General features: G+C 41.9%; 15 protein-coding genes, 1 tRNA gene and 1 CRISPR repeat array. Of the genes, 2 read left to right on the top strand and 14 right to left on the bottom strand.

The features are described from left to right. Window positions 1–8 precede the first annotated feature (8 nt). On the top strand, window positions 9–1,037 hold the full coding sequence (locus tag KW844_RS13375; protein WP_218377240.1) for a pectinesterase family protein: 1,029 nt from the start codon (window positions 9–11) through the stop codon (window positions 1,035–1,037). Here KW844_RS13375 and KW844_RS13370 read toward each other — a convergent pair whose 3' ends face one another. The 6 genes from KW844_RS13370 to KW844_RS13345 are packed head-to-tail and all read right to left on the bottom strand — an operon-like array spanning window position 1,038 to window position 6,734. Then, the gene (locus KW844_RS13370; protein ID WP_218377239.1) at window positions 1,038–1,283 is read right to left on the bottom strand and encodes a DUF6755 family protein; all 246 of its coding nucleotides are present in this window, start codon (window positions 1,281–1,283) and stop codon (window positions 1,038–1,040) included. It lies immediately after the preceding gene. Then, complete coding sequence (locus KW844_RS13365; RefSeq protein ID WP_218377238.1) at window positions 1,280–1,789, bottom strand: Rieske (2Fe-2S) protein; 510 nt, start codon at window positions 1,787–1,789, stop codon at window positions 1,280–1,282. The genes KW844_RS13370 and KW844_RS13365 overlap by 4 nt, the downstream gene beginning before the upstream one ends. A gap of 10 nt (window positions 1,790–1,799) precedes the next feature. Next, window positions 1,800–2,369 (bottom strand): 4Fe-4S dicluster domain-containing protein, encoded by a 570-nt coding sequence (locus KW844_RS13360; RefSeq protein ID WP_218377237.1) that lies wholly within the window; start codon window positions 2,367–2,369, stop codon window positions 1,800–1,802. Window positions 2,370–2,392: 23 nt separating this feature from the next. Continuing rightward, window positions 2,393–4,606 carry a molybdopterin oxidoreductase family protein gene (locus KW844_RS13355; protein WP_218377236.1) on the bottom strand — a complete coding sequence of 738 codons (2,214 nt, stop codon included), beginning with the start codon at window positions 4,604–4,606 and terminating at the stop codon, window positions 2,393–2,395. Window positions 4,607–4,624: 18 nt separating this feature from the next. After that, window positions 4,625–5,689: a hypothetical protein gene (locus KW844_RS13350; protein WP_218377235.1), complete on the bottom strand. Its 1,065-nt coding sequence runs from the start codon at window positions 5,687–5,689 to the stop codon at window positions 4,625–4,627. Beyond that, on the bottom strand, window positions 5,670–6,734 hold the full coding sequence (locus KW844_RS13345) for a tellurite resistance/C4-dicarboxylate transporter family protein (RefSeq protein WP_218377234.1): 1,065 nt from the start codon (window positions 6,732–6,734) through the stop codon (window positions 5,670–5,672). Before KW844_RS13345 ends, KW844_RS13350 begins: the two co-directional genes overlap by 20 nt. Before the next feature lie 97 nt (window positions 6,735–6,831). Here KW844_RS13345 and KW844_RS13340 point away from each other — a divergent pair. Further along, a tRNA-Lys gene (locus tag KW844_RS13340) sits at window positions 6,832–6,904 on the top strand. Between the two features lie 178 nt (window positions 6,905–7,082). Next, window positions 7,083–11,800: direct repeats of the CRISPR family, unit length 30 nt; unit sequence ATTTCAATTCAACTATTGTCCGATTAAGAG. A gap of 208 nt (window positions 11,801–12,008) precedes the next feature. Here the strand turns inward: KW844_RS13340 and cas2 are convergent. The 8 genes from cas2 to cas6 all read right to left on the bottom strand — a co-directional run bounded on the left by cas2 (window position 12,009) and on the right by cas6 (window position 19,672). After that, the gene (gene cas2, locus KW844_RS13335) at window positions 12,009–12,272 is read right to left on the bottom strand and encodes a CRISPR-associated endonuclease Cas2 (protein WP_218377233.1); all 264 of its coding nucleotides are present in this window, start codon (window positions 12,270–12,272) and stop codon (window positions 12,009–12,011) included. A 39-nt stretch (window positions 12,273–12,311) separates the two neighbouring features. Beyond that, complete coding sequence (cas1b, locus tag KW844_RS13330) at window positions 12,312–13,316, bottom strand: type I-B CRISPR-associated endonuclease Cas1b (RefSeq protein WP_218377232.1); 1,005 nt, start codon at window positions 13,314–13,316, stop codon at window positions 12,312–12,314. Continuing rightward, window positions 13,313–13,819, bottom strand: a complete 507-nt coding sequence (locus KW844_RS13325; protein ID WP_218377231.1) for a CRISPR-associated protein Cas4 — start codon at window positions 13,817–13,819, stop codon at window positions 13,313–13,315. Before KW844_RS13325 ends, cas1b begins: the two co-directional genes overlap by 4 nt. A gap of 75 nt (window positions 13,820–13,894) precedes the next feature. Then, window positions 13,895–14,950, bottom strand: a complete 1,056-nt coding sequence (locus tag KW844_RS13320; protein WP_218377230.1) for a hypothetical protein — start codon at window positions 14,948–14,950, stop codon at window positions 13,895–13,897. 26 nt (window positions 14,951–14,976) lie between these two features. Further along, window positions 14,977–16,290 (bottom strand): hypothetical protein, encoded by a 1,314-nt coding sequence (locus KW844_RS13315; protein WP_218377229.1) that lies wholly within the window; start codon window positions 16,288–16,290, stop codon window positions 14,977–14,979. Continuing rightward, on the bottom strand, window positions 16,287–18,422 hold the full coding sequence (cas3, locus tag KW844_RS13310; RefSeq protein WP_218377228.1) for a CRISPR-associated helicase Cas3': 2,136 nt from the start codon (window positions 18,420–18,422) through the stop codon (window positions 16,287–16,289). Before cas3 ends, KW844_RS13315 begins: the two co-directional genes overlap by 4 nt. Then, a complete protein-coding gene (locus KW844_RS13305) occupies window positions 18,422–19,006 on the bottom strand; it encodes a hypothetical protein (protein WP_218377227.1) in 585 nt (194 codons plus the stop codon). Before KW844_RS13305 ends, cas3 begins: the two co-directional genes overlap by 1 nt. Window positions 19,007–19,012: 6 nt before the next feature. Further along, the gene (gene cas6 / locus KW844_RS13300) at window positions 19,013–19,672 is read right to left on the bottom strand and encodes a CRISPR-associated endoribonuclease Cas6 (RefSeq protein ID WP_218377226.1); all 660 of its coding nucleotides are present in this window, start codon (window positions 19,670–19,672) and stop codon (window positions 19,013–19,015) included. Window positions 19,673–19,682 lie beyond the last annotated feature (10 nt).

The raw sequence follows: 19,682 nt of genomic DNA, 5'->3' as shown, positions 1-19,682 counted from the left end.
CAGGTTGTATGAAGAGAATAATTGCAGCAGGAATCTTATTGTTAGTGTCCTGCTTTACCGCTACAGCTAAAAAACTGGTAGTGGCCAAAGATGGCAGTGGAGATTATGCCAGCATCCAGCAGGCGATTAACGCCGTGCCGGATAACGCGAACGAACAAACGATCATCTATATTAAGAATGGCCTTTATGATACAGAGAAACTAATTGTACCGGCAGGTAAAAACAACATCAGAATGGTGGGGGAGAGCCGGGAGCAAACGATTATCAGGTATCATATTTACGATTGTCAGAGTCCGGAGTCAGGCAACAAATGTCCGGCAGCGTCCTGGGCGTTGTGGAAAGATAATCCAGATCTGATCCGTACATCTGCTACGCTCACTATCCTGGGAAATGATTTTGTGGGGGAGAATTTAACCATTTCCAACACTGCGGGTCCGGTGGGGCAGGCGCTGGCGATCACACTGCGTGGCGATCGTATTATTTTCCGGAAATGTAATTTGCTGGGCTACCAGGATACGGTGTATGCCGCTGCAGACGGGATGCGCAGCTACTTTGACCAATGTCTGGTGCTGGGTCGTACGGATTATATTTATGGTGGTGGAATCGTATATTTTCAATCCTGCGAAATCCGCAGCTATGGCGGAGGCTGGATAACGGCGCCGTCTACTCCGGGTAAGCAATTATATGGCTTTGTGTTTAATAAGTGTAAGTTCACCTATGCAGCTTCAAGTCCACGCAAGGGGGATGACGGCAAGCTGATAGCGCTGGGAAGGCCCTGGCATAACTATCCCAAAGTAGCTATTCTGAATTCCGAGTTAGGGGAGGAGATTGATCCAAAGGGCTGGCCCACCACCTGGCGTATGCCTTATGCGGCTACAAGTGATAGTCTGCATTTGTATGAGTACAACAACAAGGGCAAAGGCGCTGCTATGCAAAACCGGGCTAACTGGGCAGGGCTGAAAGGCTTAACCAGAAAGGAATCGGCCGTTTATACAAAAGAACTGGTGTTGCAAGGTGCTGACAACTGGCGACCGTAATTATTTCTTCCTGTAGCCCATTGGTAAAAAATACAACCAGAAAAATCCGATGAGGAAGAGGACCAATGAAGCCAGGAAAGCGGGCAACGCGATTTCTTTGTTATTCCCAAGCGCATTGTTAAGGCCGGTATACAGCAACCAGATTTGTATGCTGACATTGAGGATCAGGATACAAATGAGCGCCGACATCAGTGTATTTGATTTGTTGGGATGTGCCTTGTTTTGTGCGTCTTTGAAGTTACTCATGTCGTTTGTGATTTAGCGGCTTTAACATATACATCTTCGTTTTTTAAAATTACTTCGAGTGCTGGTAGTGGCCGCGGTGGCGGACCTGCCAGCACTTCGCCTGTCATGGCATCGAAGAAGCCTTCATGGCAGGGGCATACCACCTGTCCGGAGCCGGGTTTATAGTACACTGCGCAGGAGAGGTGGGTGCATTTCTGTTCATACGCTCTCCAGTTACCGTTTTCCAGGCGGATAAGAATGTAGGGAATGGTGCTGCCTGGAATCACAAACGATTGTGTGCCGCCAACAGGTACGCTGTCGGCCTTACATACAAAGTGTTCTCCTTCTATTTCTTTTTCCGGGAAGAAGTTAGCCTTTACGGCCACATAAGCGCTTCCGGCCACCAGTCCACCGGAAACCAGGCACAGGAACCGGGCGAAGTCGCGGCGGCTCACCTTTGTGGCTTCCGTTCTTTCAATCGGAAAGTCTTCCTTCCAATGCGGTGCGTTTTCGATATTGTCGGACATACGGATCGGTTTAATGTACTTTCAGATGGGTGCTGCCTTTGGGCATCATGATATTTACTTTCGTGGTAACTTCCTGTTCTCCAAAGATGAATTTATTCACCGGTGTGCTGTTGGGGCGCATGCGGCTGATTTCTTCCCGTGTGCCGTAGAACAGTGCCTGGCTGGGACATACGGTGGCGCACATGGGCTTTTTGCCGGCGCTGGTTCTGTCATAGCACATGTTGCATTTCATCATCATGTCATACTTTTCTTCTTTCTTAGGGACGCCAAACGGGCAGGCCATCACGCAGTTGGAGCACCCGATGCAGCGGGCGTTGTTGGCGCTGTGAACCACACCGAAATCGTCTTTGGCGATAGCATCGGCGGGGCATACTTTGGCGCATACCGGATCATCGCAGTGCATGCATACCTGTACGGTGGTTTGAATGGTAACGGCGCGCTCCACGTAGTTGACGTGGATCATACTTTCATGGCCATTGGTTTCGCATTCAGCGCAGGCCATTTCGCAGGCCTTACAGCCGATGCAGCGTTGCATGTCTACGAAGAACTCCATTTCTGTTTTATAGGCGGTAGTTTCCATCAGAATAACCTTTATAGCGTGAATCAGATACTGTCGAATGCATGTGTTTCGCCGGGCTTCGTGAAAACGCCCAGTGGTTCCAGTTTACAGGCGCATACTTTGAATTCCGGAATTTTTGATACCGGGTCCAGCGTACCGATGGTGAGCTGGTTGGCAGATTTTCTCCCTGGCCAGTGGTAGGGGACAAATACTGTGTCTTTGCGGATTGTTTCTACAATATTGGCCGGGAAATCGGCTGTGCCGCGGCGTGTGGTGACTCTTACCGTTTCACGCTGCCGGATATTGTATCTGGCGGCCAGTTCCGGGTGTATTTCCAGGAGAGGTTCCGGTATGAGGTCTACCAGCTTGCCGATACGTCTGGTTTGTGTACCGCTGAGGTATTGTGATACTACGCGGCCGGTGGTGAGTACTACCGGGTATTCGCTATCCGTTACCTCGGATGGTTCCCGGAATTCCACCGGGTTGAAGTGTGCTTTACCGTCGGGAGTGGCGAATTTATAATCCTCCCAGAGTCGCGGTGTACCCGGGTGATCGAGGGTAGGACATGGCCAGAAGATGCCCATGTTATCTTCGATCTTTTGGTAGGTGATGCCGTAGTAGTCGGCCGTACCACCTTTAGAGGCTACACGTAGTTCATTAAAAATCGCTTCCGTGTTAGCGTAGGTGAATCGTTCCTTTTCTCCGAGTCGTGCGGCGAGGTCGAGGATAATAGCAGTATCTGCGCGGGCGTTGCCGGGAGGGGTAACGGCGCGGCGGATACGTACCACGCGACCTTCGGCAGTGGTGACGGTGCCTTCTTCTTCTTCGTGGAGGGAGCCTGCTAGCACAATATCGGCGTAGCGGGCGGTTTCGCTGAGGAAGAAATCGATGCACACGTAGAACTCGAGTTTTTCGAGTGCTTCTCTTACGTAGTTATTATTGGGTAATGATATGAGTGGGTTGAAGCAGATGGAGAGCAGACCTTTTACTTCGCCGCGGTGGATGGCTTCAATGAGTTCCCATGCGGTGAGGCCTTTGCCGGGCAGTTCCGGTTCGGGGATATTCCAAACGCCGGCGATGTATTTGCGGTGTTCCGGGTTGGTGATATCGCGGTTACCGGGGAGCTGGTCGCATTTATGGCCATGTTCGCGGCCGCCTTGTCCGTTGCCTTGTCCGGTGATGGTGCCGTAGCCGCAGTAGGGGCGGCCTATGCGGCCGGTGGCCAGTACGAGGTTGATGCAGCCGAGGACGTTTTCTACGCCTTTGGAGTGGTGTTCGATACCGCGTGCATGGAGGAGGAAGCTGGTTTTAGCTTTGCCCCATAGTTCAGCTGCCTGCCGGATTTTTTCTTTGCTGATGCCGGTGATGCTTTCGGCCCATTCGAGCGTATAGTCTTTCACGGCGGCGATGGTATCTTCAAAGCCGGTGGTATGTTGGTTGATGAAGTCGTGGTCCAGCAGGTTGTGGTCCACGAGGTATTTGAGCATGGCGCCGTATAGGGCAGAATCCGTGCCTGGCTTGATGTCCAGGTGTATATCCGCGGTACGTGCCAGTGGTATTACCCTTGGGTCGATGACGATGAGTTTGGCTCCGTTATCCCTGGCTCGCCATAGCCAGTAGGTGAGGGTGGGAAATGTTTCGCTGACGTTGGCGCCAGTGACGATGATGACTTCGGCGTGTTCGAGGTCTTCATAATTATTGGAGGCGCGATCGAGTCCGAATGCTTTTTTATTACCAGCGCCGGCGCTTACCATGCATAGTCTTCCGTTATAGTCCAGGTTAGCGGTTTTGATGGCTACGCGGGCGAACTTGCCCATGAGGTAGCTTTTTTCGTTGGTGAGGGATACGCCTGAAAGTACGGAGAATGCGTCTTTACCGTATTTGGCTTGTATGTCCCTGATGGCGGTGGTGACTCTGTTGAGTGCGTTGTCCCAGGCGATGGGTTTAAATCCTGTTCCTTCAATGCGTTCCAATGGTTCGAGGAGGCGGTCCGGGTGATTATCCTGGAGGTAGCGTTGTACGCCTTTAGGGCAGAGTCTTCCCTGGTTAAAGGGGAATTCCATCCAGGGTTCAAATCCTACCACTTTGTTGTTTTTTACCAGCAGTTGTATACCGCATTGCATGCCGCAGAAGCAGCAGTGTGTTTTGACGGTGGCATCGGGTTCATCCCTGCCTGCGTATCCTTCCTGAGGTGCGTAGTTGAGATGAGGACCAAAGTCGTTGATAATTTTATCCGTGGATGTTGGTTGTTTGGCCATGCTATAATTTTTTATCGTTTAACCGAAGAGGTTACCTCCTTCCTGTCTGGCTTTCAGGTGTGCTTTTGCCAGCAGGGATCGTTTACCTTCCGGGCTATAGTCGAGGTGGGAGGTGCCGTCTTCCAGGGTGAAGTCGAATCCCAGCTGTTTGGTCACAGTTTTAAGGTCGTCCACATGCATTTGGGTGGTGAATTTATCACCAGTATACGGGCAAACGGCCATGCCTTTCTTTTCGCCTTCGCGGCGGTATATGTGTGCGCCGATTTGAGCCGGGCGCTGGATGATATGGAAGAATTTACCGAAGGGAATCCATACCAGGAACAGGATAACGGCGATGGCGTGTGTAACCGACATGAAATCGTAGGCGATGCCTTTCATGAAGGCGTAACTGAAGTTTAGTCCCAGGCCCGTTACGGAAATAATAATCAGTAAGATCAGTGGGAGCAGGTCGCCTTCGAAGGTTTGCGTGGCAATGAGCCCGGCGTTGGTTAATCTTCTCACTAAAAAAACAACTGCTCCTGCGATAACAAACCAGGAGCACCAGGTGAGTGCGTGGAATATGAGAAAAGCCATTACAGATCCCAGTTTGAAGTTCATGACCTTAAACCCGAAGAAATTGGCGGCATATAGTTTAGTAGTGCCCGGATCGAGTGCAGAAGCGGGGTCGAGGGTGAAATTGATCCATCCGAGGGTGAGGGGAATGGTGATCGCAAAAGCAGCGAGGCAGCCGGACGCCAGCATGAAGTGGGCGATCCAGCGTTTCTTGCTTCTGGGATATATGAAGGACTGGAACAGCAGATTTTTCACTGCATCCGCGATCAGGGAATAAATGTGTGCGAATATTTTTCCGGTGAATGCCAGCTGCCAGGTGCGTTTGAAGTACATCCAGGTGGGAGGGCGCTGCAGCCATACGCAATAGCGGTAGATGCCTCCGAACAGGGCAAACAGTGTTCCGAAGAGGTAAGCGATGAGGGCAGGGTCGAAATTCTGCAGTTTACGTGAGCCATAAAACGATACTACTACGCAGATGACGGTAGCAATGAGTGCGATAACGGCTGCTTTTTTATTTAGCGAGTGCTGCATATTTGGCTTTTCGTTGTTGAAAGAAGTCGATGAACAAACCGATCATAACGATCACCCAGGTACCTAAAGCTATTATAACAAACAAAGCTGAAATAGGTTTGAGGAAGGAGAAATTAGTGACGCTGGCATACGCGAACGTACACACGCCGTACATGCCCAGGGGGAAAACCATGGACCAGTACTGGGGATCGTACTTTAGGGGTACGCCGGCGATGAAGTGGCGGTAGAAGAACATGATGAACAGCAAAGGATTCCACCAAGTGGCGAATGCCCAGAAGAACATCGTGAACGCACGTATGAAGCCGCCCCAGTCGGTAAGCATGGGGTGTGCGTTGGCGTACATTACCAGTCGCGCCCCTGCAAGCGTGATTATAGCCACAGCGCCCATATTGATCCAGTAGGGCGGTGTGAGGGTTTCCGCTTTCATGCTGAAGAACAGCCAGCGGTACAGGATTAGTCCTATCAGCACAAAATAGAACATGCCGCCGGTCATGTAGGTGCAAAGCGATACAAACCAGATGAGCCAGTGCAGGTGGCTGCTGTTGGCAATGATAGCGCCCAGCACCGCCACCGACTCCGTGGACACCACTATCAGCAGCCAGGCGCCGTTGATGCTCTGTTCCAGCGAAGGCTTCGGCTCCTTCATGATATTGACCAGAAAGAAGGTGTAAATCAGTAATACCCATAGCGCGAAACCTAATATCCATAACAATTCCGCAATATCCATCCGGCCGGTGATGAGCGCGACCTGGCTCCCCAGCACATTATTGCCGGCAACGAGCGTGAGAAAGGTAACGCCCCTGGCAGAGTGATGAAGATCGTTCCACACGACTATTGGGTACTTAATAATGCGCGCAATCAGGATGATCCATAGCAGCACGTAGAAGAGCACGTTTATCCCCAGGAAAATATGCGCCAGTTGCGTGTATGACCATAGGTGCAGTCCGATAGAAACGATGCCGGTGGCCATTACGAGTGCAAAGTACCCGGGGAAGAAGTTTTCGAGCGTGGTGACGTTGACAGGTTGTCCTGGGTTTGCGAGCATGCTGACTGTTTTACCTTTTACAACGCCGGGGTTAAAATTGTTTATTGAAATTTTTTTGGAAGTGATGAGAATTTTTATACTTTTGCACTCCCGAAATGATTCCGTAGCTCAGTTGGTAGAGCAATACACTTTTAATGTATGGGCCCTGGGTTCGAGTCCCAGCGGGATCACTGGATAAGGCTGAAGACCTGCGCGCAGCGCGGGTCTTTTGTTTTTACGCTGTAATTTACTCTATAATGATGGCGTTTAGGCGTGAGGTTTAAGAGCCTTAATAAAAATGACCAACTTAGGGGGGTATTTATGTTTTAATTCAACTATTGTTTATGCGCGAACTTCTGGAAGTACCGCATTTCAATTCAACTATTGTCCGATTAAGAGCCACATCAAGCGGGTGGTATTCGATTCCTTGTTTAGTATTTCATTCAACTATTGTCCGATTAAGAGGCACGCGCCTCCAGATTGCAGGTAGAAGGGAACCTAATTTCAATTCAACTATTGTCCGATTAAGAGTAGTCTGCGCGGACACACCCGGCCTGCGCGAGAGTTATTTCAATTCAACTATTGTCCGATTAAGAGTACCCTAGAAACCTAAATATATTACCGGTTAGCTCAGTATTTCAATTCAACTATTGTCCGATTAAGAGAGGAAGCAGAAATTGCAGCCCTAAAGGCACAGGCCGATTTCAATTCAACTATTGTCCGATTAAGAGTCCTTAAACAGAAGATCCATTTGAGCAGTAGATGCTTATTTCAATTCAACTATTGTCCGATTAAGAGAACAAGCAAGGACCTCCTCTGGCTATCGTAAGACAGATTTCAATTCAACTATTGTCCGATTAAGAGCACTGGTACCCCAGGAAGCTTCGTTATTTACAACTGATTTCAATTCAACTATTGTCCGATTAAGAGATTCCCCATTAAGGTGTTTTTCCCAGATGATTTGTTATTTCAATTCAACTATTGTCCGATTAAGAGACATAGCCACAGACGACGCTGTTAGCCAGGAGAACTATTTCAATTCAACTATTGTCCGATTAAGAGCATTTGATGACCATCCCTATCCGGTGTTCCGTCTATTTCAATTCAACTATTGTCCGATTAAGAGAAATATTTATCTGCCACAGCAGCGCGGCCGTGGTTTATTTCAATTCAACTATTGTCCGATTAAGAGAAGGTATTCAGGGAAGGTCTGTATCAGTACACACAGCTATTTCAATTCAACTATTGTCCGATTAAGAGACTACAGGATTTGTAACCTGTACAAGTTTTTTATATTTCAATTCAACTATTGTCCGATTAAGAGTCGTTTACGATGCTGCTAAGTACCAGTATGAACTATATTTCAATTCAACTATTGTCCGATTAAGAGCGAGCCTAAGAAAATTTTCCTGAAGTAAGTTTTATTATTTCAATTCAACTATTGTCCGATTAAGAGCGCCCAAACCTGGTCTATTATCGGTCCTGCTTCTTATTTCAATTCAACTATTGTCCGATTAAGAGGAAGAGTTCCTGAAAAGGGGAAATATATTAGAAAAATTTCAATTCAACTATTGTCCGATTAAGAGGGTAACATTGTCGCCTAAATTCTTACTCATGAGTATATTTCAATTCAACTATTGTCCGATTAAGAGCAATTTACTGATATAGCGGTCCTGGCTCATAATAATTTCAATTCAACTATTGTCCGATTAAGAGAAGACTTTACTGTATTGTTAGCTCAAATGGCTATACAATTTCAATTCAACTATTGTCCGATTAAGAGAGTACTTCACGTATGAAGAAATATCTATAGAATATGTATTTCAATTCAACTATTGTCCGATTAAGAGGTAGACAATATCCCCGTGGCCTGATCAGATGTAAGATATTTCAATTCAACTATTGTCCGATTAAGAGTTGCATCCTGGTAGACATTTCCATAGCAATCATTATGTTATTTCAATTCAACTATTGTCCGATTAAGAGTTAAACAGAAGATCCATTTGAGCAGTAGATGATTATTTCAATTCAACTATTGTCCGATTAAGAGGCTATGTTTTCCTTTGACAATTTATTACGGGCCTTAATATTTCAATTCAACTATTGTCCGATTAAGAGTTTTAATAACGCTGTAAAATGCCCTTACGATCATGATATTTCAATTCAACTATTGTCCGATTAAGAGTATTCCACGTTTCAATTGTCATAATGAATCATCTTTAATTTCAATTCAACTATTGTCCGATTAAGAGTTATTACTGAAGGCCGGGAATGGGTAGAAAAATACTGATTTCAATTCAACTATTGTCCGATTAAGAGCACAATGCCGCGCTCGCCGCCATTGTCGAATGCTAATTTCAATTCAACTATTGTCCGATTAAGAGAGCAAAGGGATATGGTTAAAATGGATGTAACATTACTATTTCAATTCAACTATTGTCCGATTAAGAGAGGTTGACAGACGTCAAATAATTGACCCATACTTGGAATTTCAATTCAACTATTGTCCGATTAAGAGAATGGATCTTCTGTTTAAGGATAAGACCATTTTCAATATTTCAATTCAACTATTGTCCGATTAAGAGCTTGAGTGGCTATAAGGTTTACAATATCTACATTATTTCAATTCAACTATTGTCCGATTAAGAGGTTTCGCCCTGGTGTAAGTTGTGACTTCCACCGTGATTTCAATTCAACTATTGTCCGATTAAGAGCGCACTGAATGCCATAGTAGAATCGTTCAAAGTGCTATTTCAATTCAACTATTGTCCGATTAAGAGACTAACACCGCTAACCAGGTAGGAGGCTGATAATAATTTCAATTCAACTATTGTCCGATTAAGAGCACTTTTACGCCAAATTACTCGTTTGAGGATATATATTTCAATTCAACTATTGTCCGATTAAGAGGAACGCAAATCATGCGTTTCTGAATCATTAATACCTATTTCAATTCAACTATTGTCCGATTAAGAGCGCATTTTCTACACTGAAGAAAAAGGCTGTACAGTTATTTCAATTCAACTATTGTCCGATTAAGAGTGTTCAAATGCGGCTGTATCTTTAAACGATTCCGTTATTTCAATTCAACTATTGTCCGATTAAGAGACCCAGCAGCTGGTAGCAGCTGGCGGCACTATTATGACATTTCAATTCAACTATTGTCCGATTAAGAGCGTCTTGCCATTGCAGATAAATTCCTGTCCGATGATATTTCAATTCAACTATTGTCCGATTAAGAGCCACGGCTTCAGCGCTTAAAATAGCATCAGGGGTACTATTTCAATTCAACTATTGTCCGATTAAGAGAACCTTCAGGTTGGACTTGCAGGCGTTGAAATCGTATTTCAATTCAACTATTGTCCGATTAAGAGAAGTTACTGGATGAATACCTTACTGATGCAATTGTTATTTCAATTCAACTATTGTCCGATTAAGAGGAAGAATATGTTATTCCTTCTGAGGTATTAGATAAGGATTTCAATTCAACTATTGTCCGATTAAGAGATGAATCTACCAACACAAAATGAATCAAATCGTCCTATTTCAATTCAACTATTGTCCGATTAAGAGTTGCCAAAAAATGGGCTGTGCCTGCTAAAGACTAATACAATTTCAATTCAACTATTGTCCGATTAAGAGAGTTTTCTTACAAAAAAACCAAAATTTATCTTTGATATTTCAATTCAACTATTGTCCGATTAAGAGGCATTTGTATTACATGAAATAGTGTATTCCGCTTGATATTTCAATTCAACTATTGTCCGATTAAGAGAGATTTAAAGGAGAGATATAAGGGATATTTAGCATATTTCAATTCAACTATTGTCCGATTAAGAGCGTGCAAATTTCCGAATGCAAAACAAAACAAGATAATTTCAATTCAACTATTGTCCGATTAAGAGAATTCTGGTGTATGGGTATTCGGCGAGTCTTACTATATTTCAATTCAACTATTGTCCGATTAAGAGTTTAGACCCAGATGGTAAGGTAGGCCCATTAACATATTTCAATTCAACTATTGTCCGATTAAGAGTTACATTGCATTATTAGCCTTGTGTCATAAAGATATTTCAATTCAACTATTGTCCGATTAAGAGTTTTTGTTCCAAGTAATATACAATAGCCTGGCCTAATTTCAATTCAACTATTGTCCGATTAAGAGCCCTTTGCTGAAGTGAATCAAATAATTTATCACCATTTCAATTCAACTATTGTCCGATTAAGAGACGTCTCCTGTATTACCATTCCCATCACTGGAAGAACATTTCAATTCAACTATTGTCCGATTAAGAGTTTAATTAATGAATAATAAAACCACAGATTCTGCACATATTTCAATTCAACTATTGTCCGATTAAGAGGTATAGAGGCGTGATGATCCTGACGGTTCGTATTATTTCAATTCAACTATTGTCCGATTAAGAGAAAATCAAGGCCTCTCTGTAGCTCGTTCATTTTAGAAATTTCAATTCAACTATTGTCCGATTAAGAGCATTTGCTGTATGTATAAATGTATACTTACCATTATTTCAATTCAACTATTGTCCGATTAAGAGTCAAATAAACAGATCATATGACAGTGTAGAAATAAGATTTCAATTCAACTATTGTCCGATTAAGAGGCATATAGTTAGTAGCCTCGGCGTTTCTACGCCAATTTCAATTCAACTATTGTCCGATTAAGAGCATTATTAGCATACATGACACCGGGGATGTGATTATAATTTCAATTCAACTATTGTCCGATTAAGAGAAGGCTTTTTGATAGCCTTCTTATACTCTATCCATTATTTCAATTCAACTATTGTCCGATTAAGAGTACCTGAGTTAATTGAACCTGTATTAATGATTCCTATTTCAATTCAACTATTGTCCGATTAAGAGGGCAAAATATAAAATATTACTCCCGGTAGAGATTTATTTCAATTCAACTATTGTCCGATTAAGAGTTCGAATGTGACTAGGTGAAGCGCATTTCGGAATATTATTTCAATTCAACTATTGTCCGATTAAGAGCATATTTTTGCTGGATAAATCGTAGGTGATGAATTTTTATTTCAATTCAACTATTGTCCGATTAAGAGCCGTCATTTCGACAATAAAAAAAAGCCTATGGATAAGGCTTTTAAAACTCAGATTATCAAATTTTTTGTAATAAAAGTCGTCGACCCCAAATAACGGGAAATACAGTAGGTGTCGACAACCTGCAAAATCCCTTTACTAGGTTCAATATCGTAAGTATTTTGATTATGTCAAAGAACTCATAGTAAACATTTTTTTAGTCACCGACAACTACAGAAAATTATCTAGCTTGTTTTTTTCCTGACCTATTATTTCCTTATCAAGCCATTTTGCATCTCTACTACTAAAGATAATGATACTATCTTCTCCGGTATTCATAATTTGTTTCGCCTTATACTTCAATTCCTTTAAACCAACCTCTGTGATATCACCCTCAAATACACTGTTTTGAATCCAATTCAGGTATCTCCTGCATAACTTAAGCATTTTTCCAACCCTTTTTTCACTAATGTCATATACTAAGATGATATACATATTAAAAAAAATAACAAAATGACTGAACGATATTATAGATTACCACCATGCTTTAAATGGTTTATATTCTTCCATACTCAGTAGATGTTTGGTGAGCTTATAACATTCCAATTTTACCAAATGCTTGTAGCTGACATTGCGATTAAGGGATCTGTGCTTTATAGTTTCATTTAACCGATCTTCGAATGCTCTAACAAAAGTCTTTTTACCTGCATCCTTCAGTACGACACCATTTAAATGAGAGTCAAAGTCACTAGGTTGGATTTCCTTCTTATTTAATACTTTAAAAATGGTCCTGTCAACAAGAATTGGTTTGAATATTTCGGCAATATCCAGGGCTAAAGAATATCTTCTATAGCCAGGTTCATGCAAAAAGCTGATTGTGGGGTTTAGTTGTGTATGATAGATTTGTCCTAAGCATAACGCATAACACATCATATTTCCAAATGAAACAAGAGCGTTGACTTCATTCTTAGGTGGTCTTTTGCTTCGGCCATTCATGGCAAAATCATTTAGTATTATATCGAAGCCTTCGTAGTATACCTGCCTGATATTTCCCTCCAATCCCATTAAAGCATCAATATCAGTAGTGTCAGAAATATTACCACTATATTCCTCAATAGTAGATATGATGGCGGAGAGATCTTTTCCTCTGGAATGGTAGTATCTTAAGTTCTTAAGGATGTTAAATGCCGCTCCTTCGATAAATTTTTGGGCAATCGAGAGGCGTTTTGATTTAGTTCCATAATGCTTTGTTTGCTCTATTTGCATTTTACCCGCAAGTAAATACTCTTTGGGCATAAAGCTGCCAGTATAGTGCTCATGGTAGTCAAAAAAATGAACCGCGATTTGCTCTTTTCCTAGAAAATTATATAAAGCACTGTTAGCATCCAGTGCTCCGAAACAATACAAATCGCTTACCCCTTCAATGGGTATATATTTAGGTGGGCCCTCATGTCCATCCTCGTTCGTTGGGGTAAACTTCAATGTGTTGTCTTTTCGACTCATTCTGCCAGGATTAAACAGGTAATAACTCTTTTTCATATTTCATTGATATAGCAAAGCTCAAAGTAGGAGCAGTTTTTACAAATATTTTTTTTAATCAGAGCTGGGCAATATTCGGTCCCGACAATTTTTTCAATTTCTAGTTCCCATTTCTGAGAGGTTTCTACATAACTGTCATTCCATTCAATTAACTCCCGTTGCTTCAGCTTTGGGTACTCAATTATGGCAGAGGGATACTCAATTCCATTTTTATGTAAAATATATAAATAGTATTTTACCTGAGCCAAATGTGCCTGTTCTATCTTATCAGATTTCTTTACTTCGTGTACAACTCTGTTTTTGATATCATAATAATCAATTTTAATCCCCTCAATAGCTAATTCCGTATACTTTCTGGTTCTGTCCAAGTAGGTGGTGTCCGCAATGAATTTTCCTTCCGCAACTATTTCTGAAGTATGCTCCATTCGAATGCCATTTTCAAATAGCCAAAGTTTGCGGTGGCAAGTATGTAGATAGGATATGTGCGTGCCTGTACATTGCATGGTTGATAGTGTAATTGCCTGCTAATTGAAGGTTATTAGAGAAAAGGGGGCGGGCAGCCCCCCTTGTGTTCGCATCTAGTTCTCATAGTCATATGCCATCATTTTTTCAATTAATGCTTGTTCTGCATTAGACAGGGCATCGGCTGATTCACTTTTTGTCTGTATGTAACCGCCTGCCTGTAATGTAATATAAGTATCCACGCCTTTTCCTTTCAAGCTTTCGTCAATAATGGGTTGTGCCTTATTTGAATCTTCTTCCGATAGCTTTGCTCTAATACTTCCAGCAATTAAGTTGGCGTTATTGCTGATCGAAATAGCGAGGGTATCCATCAAACTGAAGGTCCTGGATTGGTTGGATGTAATTCTCCAGTTAACAATTGCATTTGCCAATGCTTTAATCGATTTTTCCCTAACAGATTTAGGCGCTATTAGGCAGTCGCCAAATACATTTTTTGATTCGATCCAACCTTCAGATTTTAATTTCGCAATTGTCTCTTCGGATACCTCGGGTTCTAAAGAGTTGAGGCTCACAGCAAATAGTCGTCGTAAATCTATCGCAATATCCGAAACAAATAATCCTGAGGCTCTTTTTTGATCAGGTATCCATTTTCTGCTCAGCCCCCTGTCTTTTCCTTCCAAAAAATCGACAACCTGAGCTTCTGATAATTGATCACCTTTTTCATCTCTCACTATAACAATGTTGTTTGAACGAGCACTTCGGTCAAATGTCGCATTTTCTCCGTAAACACCCGCTAGTAAAGGATGTAGGCCACGCATGGAAGAAATAGAAAGTGGGCTTCTTCTCTTTAATGTCCGCTCTTTTCCACCTTTTGCAGCCCTCATCCATCCACCAAAAAGCTGGTCAACGTAAGTCGGATCACATGTGCCGTAAACTTCTCCTTCCTTTAATTCTTTTTGCTTGGTCACATCAAACAAGAAAGTTGTCGGACTTGGAACAGTACCTAATACTTCTGAAACACTATCAATAATGGAACGTTTTACCTGCTGTCCACTCGAAAACGGAATGCGTCTATCAAATTGTGAATCATAATAGTATTTTTGACCATCCGATACACAAAAAACGGTATGTTCGGCTCTTTTGAGCGTTCTGATGTAAATGGTGTAATTCATTGTATTAATATTTGAATGAGTTAAGATTATTTTTCTAAAATGGCATAATCAAATTTCAGCAGCGTATTGAAATAGGTAAATTCTTCATTTGTCATTAAATGAACATCATCTCGTAATTTCTTTATTGCAATAGTTTCATTGTTACCAATACCAGGAAGCATCTTCGTTAATCCTTCCAGGAAAACTCTCTTCGTTTTGGCACCAAACAAATCATTTTCTATAATATTTTTCCTGTCGGTGCCCTTGGCACCTGCTCTATATCGTTGAATTAGTAGGGCTAACTCGCTGGTATAGTCCAATATTTCTTCTTTATTTTTTGATAGCATAGCAATTAACCAGGTTTTATATGATTGATAAATGATGATATCTCCTTCCTTTTTGAATGAAATGTTTTTATTCTCATCCATGTGTTTTCTTAGATTTTCCGGGCGCAGCGCATGTAGTCCAATATTTCCCAACTCACAGGCTCTTTTGATATGCATACCAAATAAAGCCTGAAATTCTTTTGTCTTAAAGGATGTGCTTTCTTTCTTAAATATTTGTTTAAAAACTTCCTTTAGTTCATTCCCAGCTTTTAAATACATGGGTATAAATCCTATGGTTTTGTTTGTTTGCCCGAAACTATATATATAGGTATTTAAAGTTTTGCTTGGGTATAATTGGGATAAGCTGAAGAATAGATTAGACCAGTTGACTGTGTTAGCTTCTATTAAATTGCTTGAAACGGTAAAAAAATCCTCCGCGTGTAAACGTGCAAAGTCGAAATCTTCACGATAATCTTGTCCTAATTTGTAAGTGAGCCACTGGCCATTCCATGTGTTGATCTGGTTGCCTCTTAAGCGATCCAATGTAGGTTCGTTCAGGTATTTGCGATAATATATCCACCCTTCAAATGTTTCCATTGTGATTATTGGATCATTAATTAAAATATTATAACCGCCAGCAACTCCAATCCCCAGCCCTGATCCAATCCAAGAGTAATACACATCCTCCTTATCTGTTGCTGTATTTACATCGGATACTAAGCCTGAAGTACTTGCGTATTCCTTTCCTTCGGCGGCAGGATAGCCCAACGCAAAACTTGCATCTGGGGACTCATTTTCAACTTTGGAAAAAAGCTCCTCCAATTTCGCTTTACGATCTTCTGGGCTTAATTTCTCCGGCTTTTGTCCGGTTTTCATTTGTACAAATGGAGAGTTAGTGATCCATTGCATGTATTTTGGATGGTTAAAGAATAACTCAAAATATACTTCTGTGAAAAATGATTTAGCTGAATGTGATATATTATATTTTTCGTTATAGGCCTTTAAGAAAGTCTTGCCCACCAGCGTTGTAATCATAAAAACCTGTTTAAAGTGTTGAAATTTTTATCCTGTATTTTGCCAATATCTAATCCTTTGTCTGTACTATATGCAGCATCTGGAACAATAAAGGGTGTATTCCCCTTTCTTGATTGTGTCATTTGGGCTACTGACCAATAACGCACCTGTATTTCGTAGGATAATTGCGTTCCGGAATTTGCTTCTTCATATCCCGCCTGGTCGGATTCTAATATAGTTGCCACACTATCTATCTCTAATAATTCAAGCAACATAGCTTTGCTATGATGGGTTAATTTGTCTATCGTAAACCTTCTGTCCGATTTAAATACACTGTGTTCCTCAATATTCAAAAAGTCTAATTCTGTAAACACCTGATCAATTTTTTCCTGTAATGACCTTTCTTTTAGTATCACCTTGTCCTCAAGTACCGCAAAGGATTTGCTTAGAATATTGAGGTCGTATGGTTTGGCATCTTTTTCATTGGAAGGTGGAGCGATCACATATACGGGTTTTGTTGTTCCAATCGTATCAGCAGTTCGCTTTCTGTTAATTCGCCCGAAGCGCTGAATTAATGCATCCAACGGCGCACATTCAGTAATCATTACATCGAAACTAATATCAAGGCTAACTTCTACTATTTGTGTGGACACCACTATGCAGGATTTTTTGCTGGTATTAAATTTGCCGTTTTCTTTTCCTTCTTCATCAAGGCCCATTAGTAATTGTTCTTTGATGTTCCTATCACCCCTTTTAAACTTGCTATGTAACAATAGAGTTGGTATATCCGGGAAGGATTCTTTTATTTCATCATAAATGTCTTGGGCAGTTTTTACTCTGTTAGCTACAATCAGAATTTTCTGCTCATCTTCAACGGCTTTCCTTATTACTGCAGCTGCATCAGCCATTGAGCTTATCTTGTGGGTAATGTGGCGATCAAATTGATCCAACTCCTCATGTGTCAATTTAACTTCGAGTAAGTCTTCTCCAAGGATATCTTTTATTTTATTATATAAAATAGAAGGCATAGTGGCAGTGCCGATATGAATCCGACAACCAATTGCGCACAGCACCTCTATTATTTTCAAGACGAGCGCCTGCGAAACTCCTGAATAGGTGTGTACTTCATCTAAAATGACATCGCATCCTTGCAGATCTAAAATAAGGGCTTCATATCCTTTCATTCCGAATGCAAGCGCAGCTAATTGGTGGGGCGTCAGGATTTTAACAGCTGCGCCCATTAAATTCTGTAAGGCAACTTCCTCCTTTTGCTTACCTTGAACGATTGTGGAGGTGGCGTGCAAGACCCTGATATCAATATCTGGATTTCTCTCCTCCAAAGCATTGGCGACGCGCTTAAACATTGCGTTAATAGATGCCTGAAAAGGTAAAGTATAAAATACACGATTGCGACATCTTCTGAATAAGTAATCAGTTTTCCCGGCACCGGTGCAAGCTACCACGATGGTGTGCTTTTTTGTGGAAGTGGCGTCTATATATGATAAAGGATAAAGGGGGTGCTGCCTATTATAGAATGATAGGTCTGGATTTTTAAATAGTCTTTTTAGTTGAACCTCTGTCTCATTTATAATGGCGGAGGCAAAGTGATCTGCCCCCATTAATAGACCTCGCCAGATTGAATAACCTCTGATTTTTACTTCTGTGGAGCAATATGCAACACAGTATTCGAGATTCTTAAGTGCCTGATCCTTAGTGATAGTAGAGCATGGTATCCCTAATTCATTGAGTAACTTAATGGCATGCTCGCTCCAAATTTCCCATTTACCCAGGTAAGTGTCCCGATAATCATCATTTTTCTCTATATCCAATAAGCCTAATTCGCTAATGTCCTTCTGAATAGATTTGTGGTGGCCTGCAACCATCTCAATTAGCATGTGCCATTGTTTTTCCGGAAATGCAGATAGGAAAAACAAGGAGGCTATTTCATGTCTGAAATCACTACGTTTTCCTAAAAGTTTTCGCTGAAATAGGGGATGTGCCTTGCCAATATCATGCATGATGGCACCATTATAGGCAATAGCCTCGTCGTAATTCAGGTAGTGAGCGAATTTAACTGCGGCCAGAGCCACATGTTTCAAATGATCAGACAATGGTGTCCAATCTGGTCCGGATTTCGCATAAATAATTTCCATCAAATTGCTTTTACCGGAGTGCCAATAATTTTTAACCAACCATACATAGGCTTTTGGGTCTTTCTATCATAGCCAACGTGAAAAGACGCTTCATTTTCCTCAAAGATTAGCTCGTAACCAGCAAATTCATCATCAGTATCAAAATCTTCTCTGCTGATCTCTAATATTTTATATGGCAAAAGCAAATCTTCATTTCTGCAGAGACATACATGCTGTTGAAATGCAATTTCCGCATCCTGTTTGTTGGTAAACGCCAATGAAAGAACTGGATCTAGTAGAACACCTCTGACTAAAACAGCAGTAGGTCTTTCAAAAAGGATCTGTTTCCCTTTTCTTGTGCTGTTCCAGCCACGTGTTTGAATCACTTCCTGCTGCTGACTTATTTGAGCATAGGAAATCCTGTGTGCGGCAATTTTTTTTATGCCAGTTTCCCCTAACAAATTTGGAAACAATTTTTTCTCTATGCCTTCAACAATGCTTGGTGTAAGAAACTGTTGAGAAAATGTCTCACTGTCTCTAACTGCTGTCCATGGCTTTATGAAGCCAAAGGGGCCTGTATATTTTACGATGTAGTATTGTTCCATTGGTATTTATTTTATAGCACCAAATCCTATTCCTGTACTATTGCCCAGGCCAACCTGCCAGGCGAATGCGACTTGCTCAGGGCTTCCTGAAACCATGACGGGTGCTAATGTCGTGCGGTTCTTTATGCCTTTGTAATCTACCAGTTTGGTTTGTGGGTGTGGATAGCTTTTATCCAGTGCAACGGATACCCCTTCGTCTGCCAAGCGTGCTATTCTTAACTTTCCTTTCAGACTTTCTGTTAGCAATTGATTAAAATCTTCATCTAAATATGTTACGTGTTTTACTCTCTCCTGCTCCCGTTTTCTTAACAAAATGGGACTGTTTAGTACGAAAACTTCTTCGCTTGAAAACACTGGTGTTTGCTTAAGCTGTATCTCATTTACCTTACTGCCACAGAAAGTATTGGGATCTAGTAATATGCCTCGGGTAATTCTTTTTATAAATTCTGCGTCATGTGCACTTATAAAAAAGTAAGCATCCGCCGTAAGATTAAATCCATGATGTGTCTTTATTGTTTTTTGCAACCAGGAAAATGAGTACAAGCTCCTATTTCCATGCTCTTCATTTTCTTCTCCAAGCCATTTATGAATAGTGCCTGTGAGCAAATGTTGATAGTTAAACGGGATGATTTTAGAATTTCGGGAGAGCTTGATGTATAGTCGCATTTTAGGGTGT

The sequence above is a fragment of the Chitinophaga sp. sic0106 genome (assembly GCF_019219075.1).
Taxonomy (GTDB): Bacteria; Bacteroidota; Bacteroidia; order Chitinophagales; family Chitinophagaceae; genus Chitinophaga.
The sequence above is the reverse complement of the archived record's forward strand: the minus strand, read 5'-3'. Positions and strand labels throughout refer to the sequence as shown.